16 protein-coding genes are annotated in these 16,204 nt (G+C 64.0%); 8 read left to right on the top strand and 8 right to left on the bottom strand.

The window, feature by feature from the left end; genetic code table 11:
* Positions 1 to 73 precede the first annotated feature (73 nt).
* From ACYZGB_RS03815 to bioB, 3 genes are all read left to right on the top strand, one after another.
* Entirely contained in the window at positions 74 to 2,122 is a 2,049-nt protein-coding gene (locus tag ACYZGB_RS03815) for an acetyl-CoA carboxylase biotin carboxylase subunit (RefSeq protein WP_462386870.1), read from the top strand.
* 120 nt (positions 2,123 to 2,242) lie between these two features.
* On the top strand, positions 2,243 to 2,713 hold the full coding sequence (locus ACYZGB_RS03810; protein ID WP_462386869.1) for a VOC family protein: 471 nt from the start codon (positions 2,243 to 2,245) through the stop codon (positions 2,711 to 2,713).
* 433 nt (positions 2,714 to 3,146) lie between these two features.
* The gene (gene bioB, locus ACYZGB_RS03805) at positions 3,147 to 4,223 is read left to right on the top strand and encodes a biotin synthase BioB (RefSeq protein ID WP_462386868.1); all 1,077 of its coding nucleotides are present in this window, start codon (positions 3,147 to 3,149) and stop codon (positions 4,221 to 4,223) included.
* A gap of 81 nt (positions 4,224 to 4,304) precedes the next feature.
* On the opposite strand, the gene ACYZGB_RS03800 is transcribed toward bioB, so the two are convergent.
* The 7 genes from ACYZGB_RS03800 to ACYZGB_RS03770 all read right to left on the bottom strand — a co-directional run bounded on the left by ACYZGB_RS03800 (position 4,305) and on the right by ACYZGB_RS03770 (position 11,808).
* Positions 4,305 to 5,222: a response regulator gene (locus tag ACYZGB_RS03800; RefSeq protein ID WP_462386867.1), complete on the bottom strand. Its 918-nt coding sequence runs from the start codon at positions 5,220 to 5,222 to the stop codon at positions 4,305 to 4,307.
* Between the two features lie 20 nt (positions 5,223 to 5,242).
* Positions 5,243 to 6,412: a response regulator gene (locus ACYZGB_RS03795; protein WP_462386866.1), complete on the bottom strand. Its 1,170-nt coding sequence runs from the start codon at positions 6,410 to 6,412 to the stop codon at positions 5,243 to 5,245.
* The gene (locus ACYZGB_RS03790; RefSeq protein ID WP_462386865.1) at positions 6,405 to 9,458 is read right to left on the bottom strand and encodes a response regulator; all 3,054 of its coding nucleotides are present in this window, start codon (positions 9,456 to 9,458) and stop codon (positions 6,405 to 6,407) included. Before ACYZGB_RS03790 ends, ACYZGB_RS03795 begins: the two co-directional genes overlap by 8 nt.
* Positions 9,459 to 9,492: 34 nt before the next feature.
* A complete protein-coding gene (locus tag ACYZGB_RS03785) occupies positions 9,493 to 9,978 on the bottom strand; it encodes a putative pterin-binding protein (RefSeq protein ID WP_462386864.1) in 486 nt (161 codons plus the stop codon).
* Between the two features lie 320 nt (positions 9,979 to 10,298).
* A complete protein-coding gene (locus ACYZGB_RS03780) occupies positions 10,299 to 10,652 on the bottom strand; it encodes a carboxymuconolactone decarboxylase family protein (protein WP_462386863.1) in 354 nt (117 codons plus the stop codon).
* A 60-nt stretch (positions 10,653 to 10,712) separates the two neighbouring features.
* A complete protein-coding gene (locus tag ACYZGB_RS03775) occupies positions 10,713 to 10,904 on the bottom strand; it encodes a YgaP family membrane protein (RefSeq protein ID WP_462386862.1) in 192 nt (63 codons plus the stop codon).
* Positions 10,905 to 10,947: 43 nt separating this feature from the next.
* Positions 10,948 to 11,808 (bottom strand): MBL fold metallo-hydrolase, encoded by an 861-nt coding sequence (locus tag ACYZGB_RS03770; RefSeq protein ID WP_462386861.1) that lies wholly within the window; start codon positions 11,806 to 11,808, stop codon positions 10,948 to 10,950.
* A gap of 103 nt (positions 11,809 to 11,911) precedes the next feature.
* On the opposite strand from ACYZGB_RS03770, the gene ACYZGB_RS03765 reads away from it, so the two are divergent.
* The 5 genes from ACYZGB_RS03765 to ACYZGB_RS03745 are packed head-to-tail and all read left to right on the top strand — an operon-like array spanning position 11,912 to position 15,313.
* Complete coding sequence (locus tag ACYZGB_RS03765; RefSeq protein ID WP_462386860.1) at positions 11,912 to 12,259, top strand: ArsR/SmtB family transcription factor; 348 nt, start codon at positions 11,912 to 11,914, stop codon at positions 12,257 to 12,259.
* Positions 12,253 to 12,684 (top strand): YeeE/YedE family protein, encoded by a 432-nt coding sequence (locus ACYZGB_RS03760; protein ID WP_462386859.1) that lies wholly within the window; start codon positions 12,253 to 12,255, stop codon positions 12,682 to 12,684. Before ACYZGB_RS03765 ends, ACYZGB_RS03760 begins: the two co-directional genes overlap by 7 nt.
* A 26-nt stretch (positions 12,685 to 12,710) precedes the next feature.
* A complete protein-coding gene (locus ACYZGB_RS03755; RefSeq protein ID WP_462386858.1) occupies positions 12,711 to 13,175 on the top strand; it encodes a DUF6691 family protein in 465 nt (154 codons plus the stop codon).
* A 1-nt stretch (position 13,176) separates the two neighbouring features.
* A complete protein-coding gene (locus tag ACYZGB_RS03750; protein ID WP_462386857.1) occupies positions 13,177 to 13,521 on the top strand; it encodes a protein tyrosine phosphatase family protein in 345 nt (114 codons plus the stop codon).
* Positions 13,522 to 13,567: 46 nt separating this feature from the next.
* The gene (locus ACYZGB_RS03745; protein ID WP_462386856.1) at positions 13,568 to 15,313 is read left to right on the top strand and encodes a SulP family inorganic anion transporter; all 1,746 of its coding nucleotides are present in this window, start codon (positions 13,568 to 13,570) and stop codon (positions 15,311 to 15,313) included.
* Positions 15,314 to 15,344: 31 nt separating this feature from the next.
* Here the strand turns inward: ACYZGB_RS03745 and ACYZGB_RS03740 are convergent, their stop codons facing one another.
* Positions 15,345 to 15,947 (bottom strand): hypothetical protein, encoded by a 603-nt coding sequence (locus ACYZGB_RS03740; protein WP_462386855.1) that lies wholly within the window; start codon positions 15,945 to 15,947, stop codon positions 15,345 to 15,347.
* Between the last annotated feature and the right edge of the window lie 257 nt (positions 15,948 to 16,204).

Here is a 16,204-nt window from a genome sequence, read left to right as displayed (position 1 = left end):
TTCGACAAATTGCCTGCCTCAGACCGCGCAGCGGGCTGCTACACGCAACCCCATAGCCTAAGGAGTTAAGAGAATGTTCACCAAAATCCTGATTGCGAACCGGGGCGAGATTGCGTGTAGGGTGATTGCAACGGCCAAGAAAATGGGCATCGCCACCGTCGCCGTCTACTCCGACGCTGACAGGGAAGCTCGCCACGTGAAACTGGCTGACGAGGCCGTGCACATTGGCGCCGCGCCCAGCCGCGAGTCGTACCTGCTGGCCGACAAGATCATTGCCGCCTGCAAACAGACCGGAGCGCAGGCCGTGCACCCCGGCTATGGCTTCCTCTCCGAGAACGAAGCCTTCGCCAAACGCTGCGAGGACGAGGGCATTGCGTTCATCGGCCCCAAGGCGCACTCGATTGCGGCGATGGGCGACAAGATCGCGTCCAAGAAGCTGGCCAACGAGGCCAAGGTCAACACCATCCCTGGCTACAACGACGCCATCGCGGGCCCCGAGCAGGCGGTGGAGATCGCCAAGGGCATTGGCTACCCCGTGATGATCAAGGCCTCGGCCGGTGGCGGCGGCAAGGGCTTGCGCGTGGCGTTCAACGACAAGGAAGCGTTTGAAGGCTTTGCCAGCTGCCAGAACGAGGCCCGCAACAGCTTTGGTGACGACCGCATCTTCATCGAGAAGTTTGTGCAGGAGCCGCGCCACATCGAGATCCAGGTGCTGGGCGATAGCCACGGCAACGTGATCTACCTGAACGAGCGCGAGTGCTCCATCCAGCGCCGCCACCAGAAGGTGATCGAAGAGGCGCCGTCGCCCTTCATCAGCGACGCCACCCGCAAGGCCATGGGCGAGCAGGCGGTGCAACTGGCCAAGGCCGTCAAGTACCAAAGCGCGGGCACGGTGGAGTTTGTGGTCGGCAAGGACCAGGATTTCTACTTTTTGGAGATGAACACCCGCCTGCAGGTGGAGCACCCGGTGACGGAATGCATCACCGGCCTGGACCTGGTGGAGCTGATGATCCGCGTGGCGGCGGGCGAGAAGCTGCCCCTCACGCAAGCCGATGTGAAGCGCGACGGCTGGGCCATTGAGTGCCGCATCAACGCCGAGGACCCGTTCCGCAACTTCCTGCCGTCCACCGGCCGCCTAGTGCGCTTTCAGCCGCCGGAGGAGTCGATGTTCCAGTCCGATACGACCAAAAAATTGGGCGTGCGGGTGGACACGGGCGTGTACGAGGGCGGCGAGATCCCCATGTACTACGACTCGATGATCGCCAAGCTCATCGTGCACGGCACGGACCGCAAGGATGCCATTGCCAAGATGCGCGCGGCGCTGAACGGCTTTGTGATTCGCGGTATCAGCAGCAACATCCCGTTCCAGGCCGCGCTGCTGGCGCACCCCAAGTTCGTGACGGGCGACTTCAACACCGGCTTCATCGCCGAAAACTACGGCAAGGGCTTCCACGCCGAAGACGTGCCGCACGCCGACCCGCTGTTCCTGGTGGCGCTGGCCGCGTTCATGAATCGACGCTACCGTGCACGCGCCTCCGGCATCAGCGGCCAGCTGGCGGGCCACGAGGTGAAGGTGGGCGAGCAGTTTGTGGTGGTCGCGCTGGGCGCCGAAGGCCAGAACCAGCACCACGAGGTGACGGTGTCCGACTTTGAAGACAAATCGGGCTCCAGCGCGATCCTGGTGGGCGGTAACAGCTATCAGATCAGTAGCAATGCCACGCTGGGGCAGATCCGGGTGCAGGGCTCCTGCAACGGCCAGGGCTTCACGGCCCAGGTGGAGCGGGGCGTGGGCAAGAACCCGCTGGCGCTGCGCATTGCACACAACGGCACGCAGATCGACACGCTGGTGCTGTCGCCGCTGGGCGCCAAGCTGCACAAGCTGATGCCGTTCAAGGCACCGCCGGACCTGTCCAAGTTCCTGCTCTCGCCCATGCCCGGCCTGCTGGTCGATGTGGCGGTGCAGCCCGGCCAGAAGGTGCAGGCCGGTGAAAAGCTGGCGGTGATCGAGGCCATGAAGATGGAGAACATCCTCTTTGCCGCACAGGACGGCGTGGTGGGCAAGATCACGGCGGGCAAGGGCGAGTCGCTGGCGGTGGACCAGATCATTCTGGAATTCCAGTGATCGGCCTGGCTATCCCGTCAGCGATCCATTCCCGGGGGCCTTGTGCCCCTTTTTTTGAATATTTTTTGGCCTTCTCCGCGCATCCAGTAAGCGCTGATAGCTATTAAATTAGGAGTAATCATGACCCATCCCCAACGCCCGTTCAAGGTCCTGGGCATCCAGCAGGTCGCCATTGGTGGCACCGACAAGCAGCGCATGAAGACCCTGTGGGTGGACATGCTGGGCCTCACGCAGACCGGCACCTTCCAGAGTGAGCGCGAGAACGTCGATGAAGACATCCTGGCCATGGGCCAGGGCGCGTTCAAGGTCGAGGTGGACATCATGCAGCCGCTGGACATCGACAAAAAGCCGGCCGTGCACACCACGCCGCTCAACCACATCGGCCTGTGGATCGACGACCTGCCCAAGGCGGTGGAGTGGTTGACAGCAAAAGGCGTGCGTTTTGCGCCCGGTGGCATCCGCAAGGGCGCGGCGGGGTACGACATCACCTTTTTGCACCCCAAAAGCAACGACGAGTTTCCGATTGCGGGCGAAGGGGTGTTGATCGAGCTGGTGCAGGCACCTGCAGACGTGATTGCGGCGCTGCGCTGAGGTTTTGCCGGGACGCGGGCTGCCAACGGGGCCCAAGCCTGCTTCATCGTCGCTCATCTTCCAGCGGGCGCGGCGGCTGTTGCAAGGCAGATGGCTGCAGATAGACCCATGTTGCCGCTGCCGGGGGCGGGCCGGTTTTGCGCCCCTGTACAACGGCTTGCAAATGGCCGCAAAACGTTGGCTTCTGCGCTCAAAAAACATTGCAATTACCCGCTGTTGCACGCGTCTTTTTGTTGGCACTTTTTGTGACCCTGCAGTGCGCGTTTGTGCCGTTTTCTCCTCCAGAATCCGTCCCAGCCGCTGCGCATACAGCCCCAATCCCATGAACCGGGTGGTGCGCGCCGAAGGAACGATGACCGAGTAAGCAACCCCTGGCCTATCGCTGGCAACCCGCCGCCGCAGGGCCAACGCCTAGATTGAAGGAACCCACCCGATGTCCGCCACCCTGGCTCCTACCGCTGCCTCCACCGTGCAGCCCACACCTTCCTCCGTGCAACCGGTTCAGTTGCACCGCCGCACCCCAGCCCCCGTGGCCCAAGGCCCCTGGTCGGTCGAAGCGATCCAGACGCTGCTCGACAAGCCCTTGATGGACCTGCTGTTTGAGGCGCAAACCGTGCACCGCCAGCACTGGCCTGTGGGCGACATCGAGCTGGCCACACTGCTGTCGGTCAAGACCGGCGGCTGCCCCGAAAACTGCGGCTATTGCCCACAGGCGGCAGAGTTCGACACGGGCGTGAAGGCAGAAAAGCTGATGGAAGTGGATGACGTGGTGCGTGCCGCCCAGGCCGCCAAGGATGCGGGCGCCACCCGCTTTTGCATGGGCGCCGCCTGGCGCGCCCCCAAGGACCGCGATATTGAGAAAGTCAGCGCCCTGATCGGCGCCGTGAAGGGCCTGGGCCTGCAGACCTGCGCCACGCTGGGCATGCTCGAATCGCACCAGGCGCAGGCGCTGAAGGACGCGGGCCTGGATTACTACAACCACAACCTGGACACGGCCCCGGAGTACTACACCGATGTGGTGAGCACCCGCGCCTACCAGGACCGGCTGGACACGCTGCAAAACGTGCGCAGTGCGGGCATCAGCGTGTGCTGCGGCGGCATTGTGGGCATGGGCGAGGCGCCCGTCCACCGCGCTGGCCTGATTGCGCAACTGGCCAACCTGCAGCCGTACCCCGAGTCCGTGCCCATCAACAGCTTGGTGCGCGTGCCCGGCACGCCGCTGGCCGACAGCGACCCCATCGACCCGTTCGACTTTGTGCGCGTGATTGCCGTGGCCCGCATCACCATGCCCAAGGCGCGCGTGCGCCTGTCGGCCGGGCGCCAGCAAATGGGCGAGGCAGTGCAGGCGCTGTGCTTCATGGCCGGGGCCAATTCGATCTTCTACGGCGACAAGCTGCTGGTGACCGGCAACCCCGATGTGGATGCCGACGTGCAGCTGCTGGCCAAGCTGGGGCTGAACGGCCACCGCACGACCACGAGCGAGGCAGAGCAGGCCCACCACCACGCCTGAAGCACGGCGCACCGCATCGGGATGGCGCTTTCGGGCGCCATCGGTGAGTAGTGGAGGAGGGCGGCTGTGCGCGCGGCGCTGTTATGCGCCCGCTGGCACCTGCAGGCGCAGCAGATCGCCGCGCAGGCGCTGCACTTCGGTGCGCAGCTGGGCGTTTTCGCGCAGCAGGTCGAAGTCCTTCTGCAGCTGCTTGCGGTGCTCCACATAGACCATGAGGTTGCCCACGCGCAGCTTGAGCAGTTCGGGGTCGATGGGCTTGAACACGTAGTCGATGGCACCCAGGCTTAGGCCCTTGTGGCGGGCCATCTCATCGGTGATGGCGGTCACGAAGATGATGGGCGTGTACTCGGAGGTGTGGTGCTCGCGCAGGCGGCGCGCCACCTCAAACCCGTCCATGCCGGGCATCATCACGTCGAGCAGGATGACATCGGGCGGCGCGTCGGACTGGCAGATGCTGAGCGCCTTCTCGCCACTTTGCGCCACCTTGACCTTGAAGCGGTCGCGGAACAGGCCCGCCATAAGCTGCAGGTTGTCGGGCGTGTCGTCCACCACCAGCAGGGTGGCGCGCTCGGCGCTGCCGTCGCCGTCCGGGGCGGCCTCGGCGGCAAGTGCGGTGGCCCCGCGCGTGAGCACGCGCTGCATGCGCTCCAGCAACCGGCGGGTGGTGAAGGGCTTGATCAGCAGATCGTCAATGCCCAGCTGGATGGCCTTGGCGGCCGATGCGCGGTCCATCCTGCCGGACATGAGCAGAAAGGGCAGGCTGGCCAGGCGTGGCTCGGCTCGCATGGCTTCGAGCACCTCCAGGCCGTTGTGCACCGGCATGTCAATATCGGCCAGCACCACCTGTACGGGCTCGGAGCGCAGGATCTGCAGTGCGCGCTGGCCATCCTTGGCCTGCAACACGCGGGCGAAACCGGCTGCTTCGAGCTGGCTGGCCAGGGCCTGGCGCATGGCACCGGCGCTTTCAGCCAGCAAGACGGTGGTTTGTGAGGCCTGCATGGGTGCGTTTTGGGGTTTGCTCAGAGTTCGATGCGCTCGGCAGGTACGTTGGCGGCCAGGCGGTCGATCTGCGCAAGCATGGCCGGTTCGCCATCGGCAAAACGCTGGGCAATGCGGCGAAACTCTTCAGACAACACGAGGAAAGCGTCCACCATGTCGGGGTCGAAATGGCTACCCCTGCCGTCGCGGATGATTTCTACCGCCTTCTCATGGGAGAAAGCTGCCTTGTACACGCGCTCGGAGATCAGCGCGTCGTACACATCGGCCACGGCCATAAGGCGTGCCGACAGCGGAATGTTGTTGTCCATCAGGCCTTCAGGGTAGCCCGAGCCATCCCATTTTTCCTGGTGGCTGTAGGTGATCTCCATGGCATAGCGGAAGAAGGGGTTGTCCTGCGTGGTGTCGCTCTCGGCGGCCACGATGGCTTCGCGGCCCAGCGTGGTGTGGGTCTTCATGATCTCGAACTCTTCGGGCGTGAGCTTGCCTGGCTTGAGCAGGATGCGGTCCGGAATGCCCACCTTTCCGATGTCGTGCAACGGGGCGGACTTGAAGATCGTCTCGATGTTGGTGTCGGTCAGCTCTTCCTTGAAGCGCGGGTGGTTTTGCAGGTGGCGGGCCAACGCTTCCACGTAGTGCTGAGTGCGCCGGATGTGGTTGCCGGTTTCGTTGTCGCGCGTTTCGGCCAGCGAGGCCATGGCACGGATGGTGGCGTCTTGCAGCTCGGCCAGGGCCCGGGTGCGGCTGGCCACTTCTTCTTCAAGCACATGGTTGTGGCGGGCCAGAAAGTCGCGGGCGCGTTTGAGCTGCAGATGGTTGCGCACCCGGGCCATCACGATGGCGGGATTGACGGGCTTGGTGATGTAGTCCACCGCTCCCAGCTCAAGGCCGATGCTTTCGTCTTCGGCTGCGCTCATGGCGGTGAGGAAGATCACCGGGATGTCTTCGGTATCGGGGTTGAATTGCAGGCGGCGCAGCACCTCGTAGCCGTCCATGTCCGGCATCATGATGTCGAGCAGGATCAGGTCGGGCTTGCTCTCGCCTGCCACGATCTGCAGCGCGCGTTCACCGCTGGGCGCCAGCTTGACCTTGTAATCCGTGCGCAGCAGGTCGCTCATCAGCGAGAGGATGTCGGGGGTGTCATCCACCACCAGCACCGTGCATTTGCCGCTCAGCTCTATCGGGCTATTCATGAACCGGGTCCTCCTTGTTGTGGTTGCCGTGGATGCGGGTGGCGCGCAGTGCGGCCAGCGCTTCCACAAAGTCGTAGCCGTCAAGCGCCCGCTTCACCCCGGCATAGGCCGGGCCCAGCAGTGCCTTCAGGGCGGGCGTGGATTCTTTGAACAGTTCGATGGCGTCAGAGTCGTCGTCTACCAGCAGGGCATCGAGCTGGGCCAGCAACTGCTGCGCGGCGGCGGCATCGATGGGCGCCTGGGGCACACCAGCGGCCGAGGCCGCACCAGCTTCGTCTTCGGGGGGCAGGGCGGCGCGCAGCGCGGCCACCAAAGCCTGGCAGGCAGCGTCCACGGGGTTCAGCAATGTGTCGATGGTCGTCGCTGGCGCTTTCTGGCCAATGGCTTCTTCCACGGCTGCGGCCAGTTTGGCCAGCGGGGCTGCGCCAATGGTGCCCGCCGTGCCCTTGAGGGTGTGCATGGCGCGCAGCGCCTCGTCGTGCTGCCCGGCCGCCATTGCGGCGCGCGTGGCCTGCACGGCGCCCGCCTGGCCGACCACAAACTTGCGCAGCAGGCTTTCGTAGGCCGGGCGTTTGTCGAGCACGCGGCGCAGGCCGGCGGCCATGTCCAGGCCCTCGATGCGGCGCAATGGGTCATGGGCATCAGCGACTTCAGGAGGCTGTGCGGCTGATAGTGCTGTCTCACCAGGGGGGGCAGATGCTGGAGCACGTGGCGCAATCCATTGCAGCAGGCTGGCAAACAGCTCGTCGGGGTCGATGGGCTTGGCCAGGTGGCCGTTCATGCCAGCAGCAAGGCACAGGTCCCGGTCGCGGCTCATGGCGTTGGCGGTCATGGCCAGCACCGGCAGTTGGGCCCAGGCGGGGTTCTGGCGCAGCTGGCGCGTGGCGGTGAGCCCGTCCATCACCGGCATCTGCATGTCCATGAGCACGATGTCGTAGGGCGCACGCGCCAGCATGTCGAGCGCGATCTGGCCGTTGTCGGCCACGTCCACGACCAGCCCGGCGCCAGCAAGCAGTTCGGCGCCCACCTGCTGGTTCAGGTCGTTGTCGTCCACCAGCAGCACCCGGGCCCCCTGGATGGTGGCCAGGTTGGGGGCGCTGCGCGGGCCATGGACCCGGCGGGCCTCGGCCGACAGGGAATGGCCGCCCAGGGCGCGGATGGCGGTGTCAAACAGCTGCGAGGGGCTGACGGGCTTGGTCAGCATGAGCCCAATGCCCGCGTTTTCCAGCTCTTTCTGCACATCGTCGCGGCCAGCGGCGGTGACGATGACCGAATGGGGCGGGTGGGGCAGCAGCGCCAGCGCGCGGTGGGTGGCAAAGCCGTCCATGCCGGGCATTTTCCAGTCCAGAAAAGCAATTTCGCAGGGGTGCCCGGCTGCATCGGCGGCGCTTGCCTTGGCCACGGCCTCTTCGCCTGAACTGGCCGTGGTGACGGCAAAACTCATGCTGCCCAGCAACCCGCCCAGAATCTGCCGCGCCTGTTCGCTGTCGTCCACCACCAGCACATGCCGCCCGCGCAGGTCGGGCTCGGGCAACAGCGGGCGCTGCGGGGCCGTGCCCAGGCCCAGCCGGGCCGTGAACCAGAAGGTGCTGCCCTGGCCCGGTGCGCTTTGCACGCCCACCTCACCGCCCATCAGGTCTGCAAGCTTTTTGGAGATGGCCAGGCCCAGGCCGGTGCCGCCGTATTTGCGCGTGGTGGAGGTGTCGGCCTGCTCGAACGAGCGGAACAGGCGCGACTGCTGTTCTTCGGTGAGGCCGATGCCGGTGTCCTGCACCTCAAACCGCATGAGGATGCCTTCGGCGTCGCGCGAGGCTTCGCTGACCCGCACGATGATCTCGCCCGCGTCGGTGAACTTGACAGCGTTGTTGGCGTAGTTGACAAGGATCTGCCCCAGGCGCAGGGGGTCGCCGCGCAGGTTGTCGGGCAGGGCCGGGTCTACGTCGAACAGCAGCTCCAGGCCCTTGCTGGCCGACTTGCTGCTGATCAGGTTGGCCACGTTGTCGAGCACGCCGCGCAGTTCGAAGTCCACCACCTCCACTTCGAGCTTGCCTGCCTCGATCTTGCTGAAATCGAGGATGTCATTGATCAGGCCCAGCAGGTGCTGGCCCGAGCGCTGGATCTTTTCCACATAGTCGCGCTGGCGGGGCGAGAGGTCGGTGCCCAGCGCCAGGTGGCTCATGCCGATCACGGCGTTCATGGGCGTGCGGATCTCGTGGCTCATGTTGGCCAGGAAGTCCGACTTCATCTGCGAGGCGTCCTCGGCCTTGGCCCGGGCGATTTCCAGCTCTTCCTCATGCTCGCGCAGCGCCACATTGAGCTTCTGCAACTCGGCCGTGCGCTGGGCCACGCGGGCCTCCAGCGCCTCTTCGTTGCGCTTCAGGGCCTCCACCAGCTCGGCCTGCGCCGCCATGGCCAGGGACTTGGCCTTTTCGCGCTTGAGGAATTGGCGCGCCATGGCAAAGGCCAGCAGGAAGGTGAGTACTGCCTGGAAGGCCGTGAGGCCGGTGGTCAGCAGGGTCTGGCGCTTGACTTCGGCATTGCGCGAGTCGCCCAGCAGGGCCGATACCCGCGAGGCGTTCAGCGACAGTTCCTGGACGGTGTCGCGCAGGGTGCCCAGTTCGGCGCGCAACAGCCGCATCTGTTGCTGGCTGGAGGCTGGGTCCACACTGGCGCCAAAGTGGCTGTCGCCCGCCGCCACAAACTTCTGCAAGGCGGCCAGGGCCTGGCCGTAGATAGGCTCTTCCTGCATCAGCGTGCGAGCGGTGCCGCTCTCCAGCGCGCTGAAGCGGCTCAGGAACAGGTCGTAGCGCAGCTCCAGCCGTTCCATGGAAATGCTTTTCGGGTCCAGTTCGAACTGGTGCAGCGCGTGGTCGAACTTTTCGTATTCGACATTGAGCTGCAGAAAGGACCACAGCGCATTTACATCGCCACGCCGCATGACGGCTTCGACGCTGCGGTACTGGTGGTACTGCACGGCCGCAATGGCCACATAGGCCAGCACCAGGCCTGCAATGATGAGCCGCAGGATGTGTTTGCTGCGCAGCATGCGTGGGGTGTGCGGGGCCTGGCCGGGCTGCAGGCTACCTGATGCGCAAGGCGTTGAGCTGCCAGGCCGCACGGTTGTAGTACAGCTCGCTGCGCAGCTCGGCCTTGGTGTCGAAGGGGTAGACGATGAACAGCGGGCCTTTTTCACGCACGGGCATGGGCCGGTTGTTCATGAGCCGGGCCACGATCACGTCGTGGCGGGTGGCGTCTTCAAGTGGAATCTCGGTCTTGTAGTCGTTCAGGGCCACGGCCGTGATCTTTGTGCCCTTGGCCCCCACAGCGGTGAGCACGTCGCGCAACAAGGGGCCGGTGAAGGTGACGGCGTTGGGGTACCAGGGGGTCTGGGTAGAGAAGCTGTGCTGGGGCAGCTTCTCCAGCATCTTCATGTCGAACTGCGCCTGCTGGCCCTGGTTGGTGTGGGTGATGGCGCCTTCGATGGTCAGCACCACCGGACCGGTGGCTTTGTCCAGGGCCTGCGCAGCAGTGCCAAACAGCGCCATTGCGCCAAAGACAATGCCCATGAGCCTGACAACACCCCGGCGTGTCTTCAAAAGACCTGCATGCATGGCGATCCCCCCTTTTTTTGCAACAGTCTCATGGATAGACGCACAAAATGTAAACCGATTTATAACAGCCGGTCGCTGTTTCGGTGTGGGCGGTGTGTCGCACACGTACTACGCCGTGGCGCGGGGTTGGCCTGCGCAAAGACCGGCCATGAGCCTGTGGCTGCACGGTACTGGAAGACGCTGTGTTGTGCCAGATTTATTTGCCCACTGGTTGCGGGCGGTGCGTCTTCCACTGTCAGAGAAGGCGAGGGCGCAGCCCCCTCGCTGGCAAGGGATCAGGCGTTGCCCGCCGCCAGGGTGTCCCAGGCCGTCAATGCTTCTGCGGTGTACATCAGCGCCGGGCCTCCGCCCATGTAGACACACACGGCCAGCATTTCCTCCAGCTCGGTGCGGGTGGTGCCCAGTTTTTGCAGTGCCTTGACATGAAAACCAATGCAGCCCGAGCAGCGCTGGGTGACGCCGATGGCCAGGGCAATCAATTCTTTGTGTTTGCTGCTCAGCGCACCTTCGGCCATGGAGGCCTGCGCCAGCTGTGCGAAGCCCCGCATGGTATCGGGCTGGGCCTTGCGGAAGGTGGCCAGGCTTTCGTTGATGCCCTGGATCAGGCCAGCGTGGTCAAAAGTGCTCATTCCTTGTTCCTTGTGGTGCTTTGGGTGCTTGCCTGCGGCTGTGCCGCGCGTGGGGTTGGCTTACTTCTTCATGGGGCAGGTGTTGATGCCCAGCAGGGTGTAGGCGGGGCAAAAACGGAACAGGCCGGTGGCCAGGGGCACAGCGCCCAGCCAGCCCCACCATCCGACAATGCCGGTGGCTGCAAGGGCAATCAGGACAAGGCCTGCGGCGACGCGCAGCACACGATCGAGGGTTCCAACGTTGGTGTTCATGGTGCTTCCTTTGGTGCGTGGTGGTTTCGGGACATGGGTTGGGTCACAGCGCGTTGACCGGAATCTTGAGATAGGCCACGCCGTTGTCTTCGGCTGGAGGCATGGCACCGGCGCGGATATTGACCTGCACTGAGGGCAGGATCAGCGTGGGCATCTCCAGCGTGGCATCGCGCCGGGTGCGCAAGGCGACAAAGGCGTCTTCGCTCACGCCATCGTGCACGTGGATGTTGTGGGCGCGCTGGTCGGCCACGGTGGTCTGCCAGGCGGTGGCGCGACCGGCAGGCGGGTAGTCGTGGCACATGAAGAGCCGCGTCTCGGGCGGCAAGCTCAGCAGTTTGCGCACCGACTGGTAAAGGTGGTGCGCGTCGCCCCCAGGGAAGTCACAGCGTGCCGTGCCCACATCGGGCATGAACAGGGTGTCGCCCACAAACACTGCATCGCCCACCTGGTAAGCCATGCAGGCAGGGGTGTGGCCGGGCACGGCAAGCGCCTTGGCCTCCAGCTGGCCGATGCGAAACACCTCGTTGTCGTGCAGCAGGTGATCGAACTGGCGGCCATCCGGGCGGAACTCGGGCTCCAGGTGGAACACGGCCTTGAACACATCCTGCACCTGGGTGATGGCGGCGCCAATGGCGATGCGTCCTCCCAGCTTGTTGCGCAGGTAGTGTGCGGCCGACAGGTGATCGGCATGCGCATGGGTCTCCAGGATCCATTCCACCGTCAGGCCGTGGGTCTGTACGAACTCGATGAGGCGTTCGGCGGAATGCGTGCGGGTGCGGCCGGACTTGGGGTCGTAGTCCAACACCGAATCCACCAGGGCGCAATGGCCGCCGGGCTGGTCATAGACGACATAGCTCACCGTCCAGGTGGCGTCGTCAAAGAAGGCCTGTATCTGGGGTTTCATCGCTTCTTTCCTCAGTTTTTAATTTCGATGAAGATAGTTTATTGACTAATAGATTGTTAGTCAATAGAATATCGATAACGAAATTGAAAAGGAGCGCACGCCCATGCTCACCGAAATACCCATCGAACTGGAAACCTTGCGCCGCTCGGCCGACAGCGCCTGCCGCCTCATGAAGGTGCTCTCCAACCCCGACCGGCTGCTGCTGCTGTGCCAGCTCAGCCAGGGCGAAAAGAGAGTGGGCGAGCTGGAGGAGCTGGTTGGCATCTCCCAGCCCACCTTGTCCCAACAGCTGGGGGTGCTGCGCGAGGAAGGCCTGGTGAACACCCGCCGCGAAGGCAAGAACATTTACTACCAGATCGCCAGCCCGCAGGCGCTGGCGGTGATGAATGTGTTGTTTGAACAGTTTTGCGGGCCTGCACAAGGCACCGCCAAGGAGGATCAGAAATGCTGATCGACTGGACCCATTTCACACCCTGGGGCGCCTTGGCCGGTGGTGCTCTGCTGGGCTTGGCGTCGGCGCTGTTTGTGCTGCTCAATGGCCGCATTCTGGGCATCAGCGGCATCGTGGGCGGCTTGTTACGGCCCCGGGCAGGGGATACAGGCTGGCGCCTGGCCTTTGTGCTGGGCATGTTGGTGGCCCCTGGCGTGTATTGGCTGTTTGCCGGTGCAGCGGCGCCGCGCATTGACGCCGGTTGGGGCGCAGTGGTCGCCGCCGGCCTGCTCGTGGGCCTGGGCACACGCTATGGATCGGGCTGTACCAGCGGCCACGGCGTGTGTGGGCTCTCGCGCCTGTCGCCCCGTTCGCTCGTTGCCACTCTGGCCTTCATGGGCGCGGGCTTCGTCACCGTGTTTCTTGTCCGGCATGTGCTGGGCTGATGCCACAAAACCTACGGAGCATGGACATGAAAAAAACCTTGGTGAAAAGCCGAATTTCTGAATTTGTGGTGGGCCTGGTGTTTGGCCTGGGTCTCATCGTGTCGGGCATGACCGACCCCGGCAAGGTGCTGGGCTTTCTGGACCTGGCAGGGCTGTGGGACCCTTCGCTGGCTTTTGTTATGGGTGGTGCGATTGCCGTTGGCCTGTTCGCGTTTGCCTTTGCCAAGAAGCGCACGACCAGCTTTCTGGGGGGCGCCATGCACCTTCCCACGTCCCGCGACATTGATCGCCGCCTGGTGGTCGGCAGCCTGGTGTTTGGTGCTGGCTGGGGCTTGGCGGGCTTCTGCCCTGGTCCGGCCATTGTGTCGGCCGGGGCCGGGCAGCCCAAGGCCATTGTGTTTGTGCTGGCCATGCTGGCGGGCATGTGGCTGTTTGAAATGGCCGAAGGCCGCGTGCGGCGCACTCCCAAACAGCAAGCAGGAGCACTTTGACATGGGCATGCAGATCATTGCCTTGACACCCGACTTTGCGGTGTCACCCCAGTTGCAGGCTGAAGACTTCGCCTGGGTGTCTGCCCAGGGGTTCAAGACGCTCATCAACAACCGGCCAGACGGGGAGGGCGGAGACGCCCAGCCCACCAGCCAGGCGCTGGAGGAGGCCGCCCGCGCCGCCGGTTTGCACTATGTGTATCTGCCGGTGGTGAGCGGTGCGATCACCCCCGAGCAGGTGCAGGCCCTGCACAACGTGCTGGCTGCGGCCCCACGTCCCATGCTGGCCTTTTGCCGATCGGGTGCACGGTCTGCCCAGCTGTTTGGCCTAGCCCAGCAATTGGGCTGAGAGCCTCTGCACCTCAGAAAAACGAGAGAAAACTAAAGGCCATTGCATGCAATTCATGCCCAGCTGGATGCGCAACTACCAGCGGTCCTGGCTCTCGGGGGACCTGGTGGCGGGTGTCATCGTCACGGTGATGCTCATTCCGCAGAGCCTGGCCTACGCGCTGTTGGCGGGGCTACCCCCTGAAGTTGGCCTGTACGCCAGCATCCTGCCCATCGTGGCTTATGCGCTGTTGGGATCGAGCATGACGCTGGCGGTGGGGCCCGTGGCGGTCGCCTCGCTCATGACGGCCAGCGCGTTGCAGCCGTTGGCAGCAGCGGGTTCTGCGCAGTATGTGGGACTGGCCATGCTTCTGTCCCTTTTGTCGGGGGGCATGTTGCTGCTGTTTGGCCTGCTGAGATTGGGGTTTCTCGCTCACTTTCTCAGCCATCCGGTCATCAGCGGTTTTATCTCGGGCTCGGCCATCCTGATTGCGGTGGGCCAGCTCAAGCACCTGATGGGCGTGAAAGCAGGGGGCGGCAACGTGCTGGACACGGTGCTGCAGCTGGCGCATGCGGTGCCTCAAACCAACGGCGTGACTTTAGGCGTTGGCGCCGGGAGCGTGTTGTTTTTGCTGCTGGCGCGCAAGTTCCTTGCACCTTGGATGGTGCGTGCGGGGGTAGATGCCAAGTTGGCAGAACTTGCTTCCAAGCTTGCCCCCATGCTGGCAGTGCTGGTCACCACGGCGCTGGTGGCGGTGCTGCGCTGGGACGAATCCGCTGGCGTCAGCATTGTGGGTGCGGTGCCGCAGGGGTTGCCCATGCTGGCCTTCCCTCCCGTTGCAGCGTCGGCCATTGGCCAGCTGTGGCTGCCTGCGCTGCTCATCTCCCTGGTTGGGTTTGTTGAAAGTGTGTCGGTAGCGCAATCGCTGGCGCTCAAGCGCCAGCAGCGCATACAGCCCAATCGCGAGCTGCTGGGCCTGGGCGCCGCCAACGTGGCCAGCGCCTTGTCGGGTGGTTTCCCCGTCACCGGCGGTTTTGCGCGCTCGGTGGTCAACTTCTCGGCCGGGGCCAACACCCCCCTGGCGGGCGTGGTGTCTGCCATGCTCATGGCGGTTGTCATTGCGGCGTTCACTGGCCTGTTCTACTACCTGCCCCATGCAGTGCTGGCTGCCACCATCATCGTGGCGGTGGTGTCGCTGATCGATGTTCAGACCCTGCGCGAAGCGTGGCGCTATGACAAGGCCGATGCCTGGTCACTGCTGGCCACTGCAGGCGGTGTGATGGTCTGGGGTGTGGAAGTGGGCATCCTGCTGGGGGTGGGCCTGTCGCTGGGCACGCTGGTCTGGCGCAGCAGCCACCCGCACATCGCGGTGGTAGGGCGTGTGCCCGGCACCGAACATTTCCGCAACATCGCGCGCCACGCTGTGGCGACCGAGCCTGACCTGATTGCGGTGCGCGTGGATGAAAGCCTGTACTTTGCGAACTCGGAGATTCTGCAGGACACCATAGAGAGCCTGGTCGCCGCCCAGCCCCGCGCCCGCTACGTGCTGCTGGTGTGCTCGGCCATCAATCAGATCGACGCCACTGCGCTGGGGGTGCTGACTGACCTGGAGAGCAGCCTCGCGCGGCGCGGCATTGCACTATTGCTCTCGGAAGTCAAAGGTCCTGTGCTGGATCGCCTGCAGAAAACAGCTTTGGGCCAAAGCTTGCAGGGGCGGGTGTTCTTGAGCACACACCAGGCCTTTGAGTCCGTGCATCAAAACGCCTCCACCCCGAGGCCTGGCAGCGAAAAACAGGTTGCCCCATCAGCATGATGGGGTACGCGTGTATTGCGCGCAGGTTGCTTCAGCGCTTGCCCGCCTGGTAACGCAGGGTGCTCAGCGCCATGGCAAAACCTGGCTCGGCCGCCTTGGCATCTTCATCTGCCACCTGAGTCATGAGGATTGCAGTGGTTCCATCCAGAGCGGCCTTGAAGAAGCGCGCTTCATGCGGCAGGTTCTGGCCCAGCATGCTGACTACAAAGCGCTGCGAAACCCCTTTGTTCTCTTTGCCCGCCACCTGGCGGGTAATGGGAGTGGCCGTCACCGGGCCCATGCGGGCCTGCTGCGCAGTGTTGGCCCGGGCGGTATCCGCGCGGTTGCGCGCAGCTGCGGCTGCAAACTTCTCAATGTCCTGGCCCGAAAAAAACGGGCTGAACATCAAGGTCACAACCGCCTCGTTCGGCCCCTCCAGATCGATACTGCGCATCCGGGTTTCGTCCTGAGCGACCACGTCTTCGGTCACTTTCCAACCCACGGGGTGCTCGAAGCTCACGCCGTCCTTGCTGTAGACCAAGGGCGGCGCCGCGTGGACAGGAGCCAATCCGCTGAAAAGCAATAGCGCCAAGGCGGCCAGGCACAAAGTCAGTTGGAAAGCCGCAGTACGGCAGAGCAGGCGAAGGGAATGCATGGTTGTGAGAGTGGGGAACAACCGGAAATTTTCGCATGGGTGCCGTCCAGGACTTACTGAGTAGGGAATCGCGTGTTCCGCGAGGGTTTATGCGCCAGCAGTCCGGACCGAGCGAAACCATTTGTCACATGTTTACAGCGTCAACCCCAGTAACATCCGCTGCCAATAAGAACAGTTTGCAACAAAGCTCTGCATCTGCAAGCCAGGGGAGTAAGGCCAACACGCATTGGTCGTAGACACTTTCTGCGCGCGCGATG

This window comes from Acidovorax sp. Q11, assembly GCF_054950075.1.
Note: the sequence above shows the minus strand (reverse complement) of the source record. Positions and strands in the feature narration are given on the sequence as shown.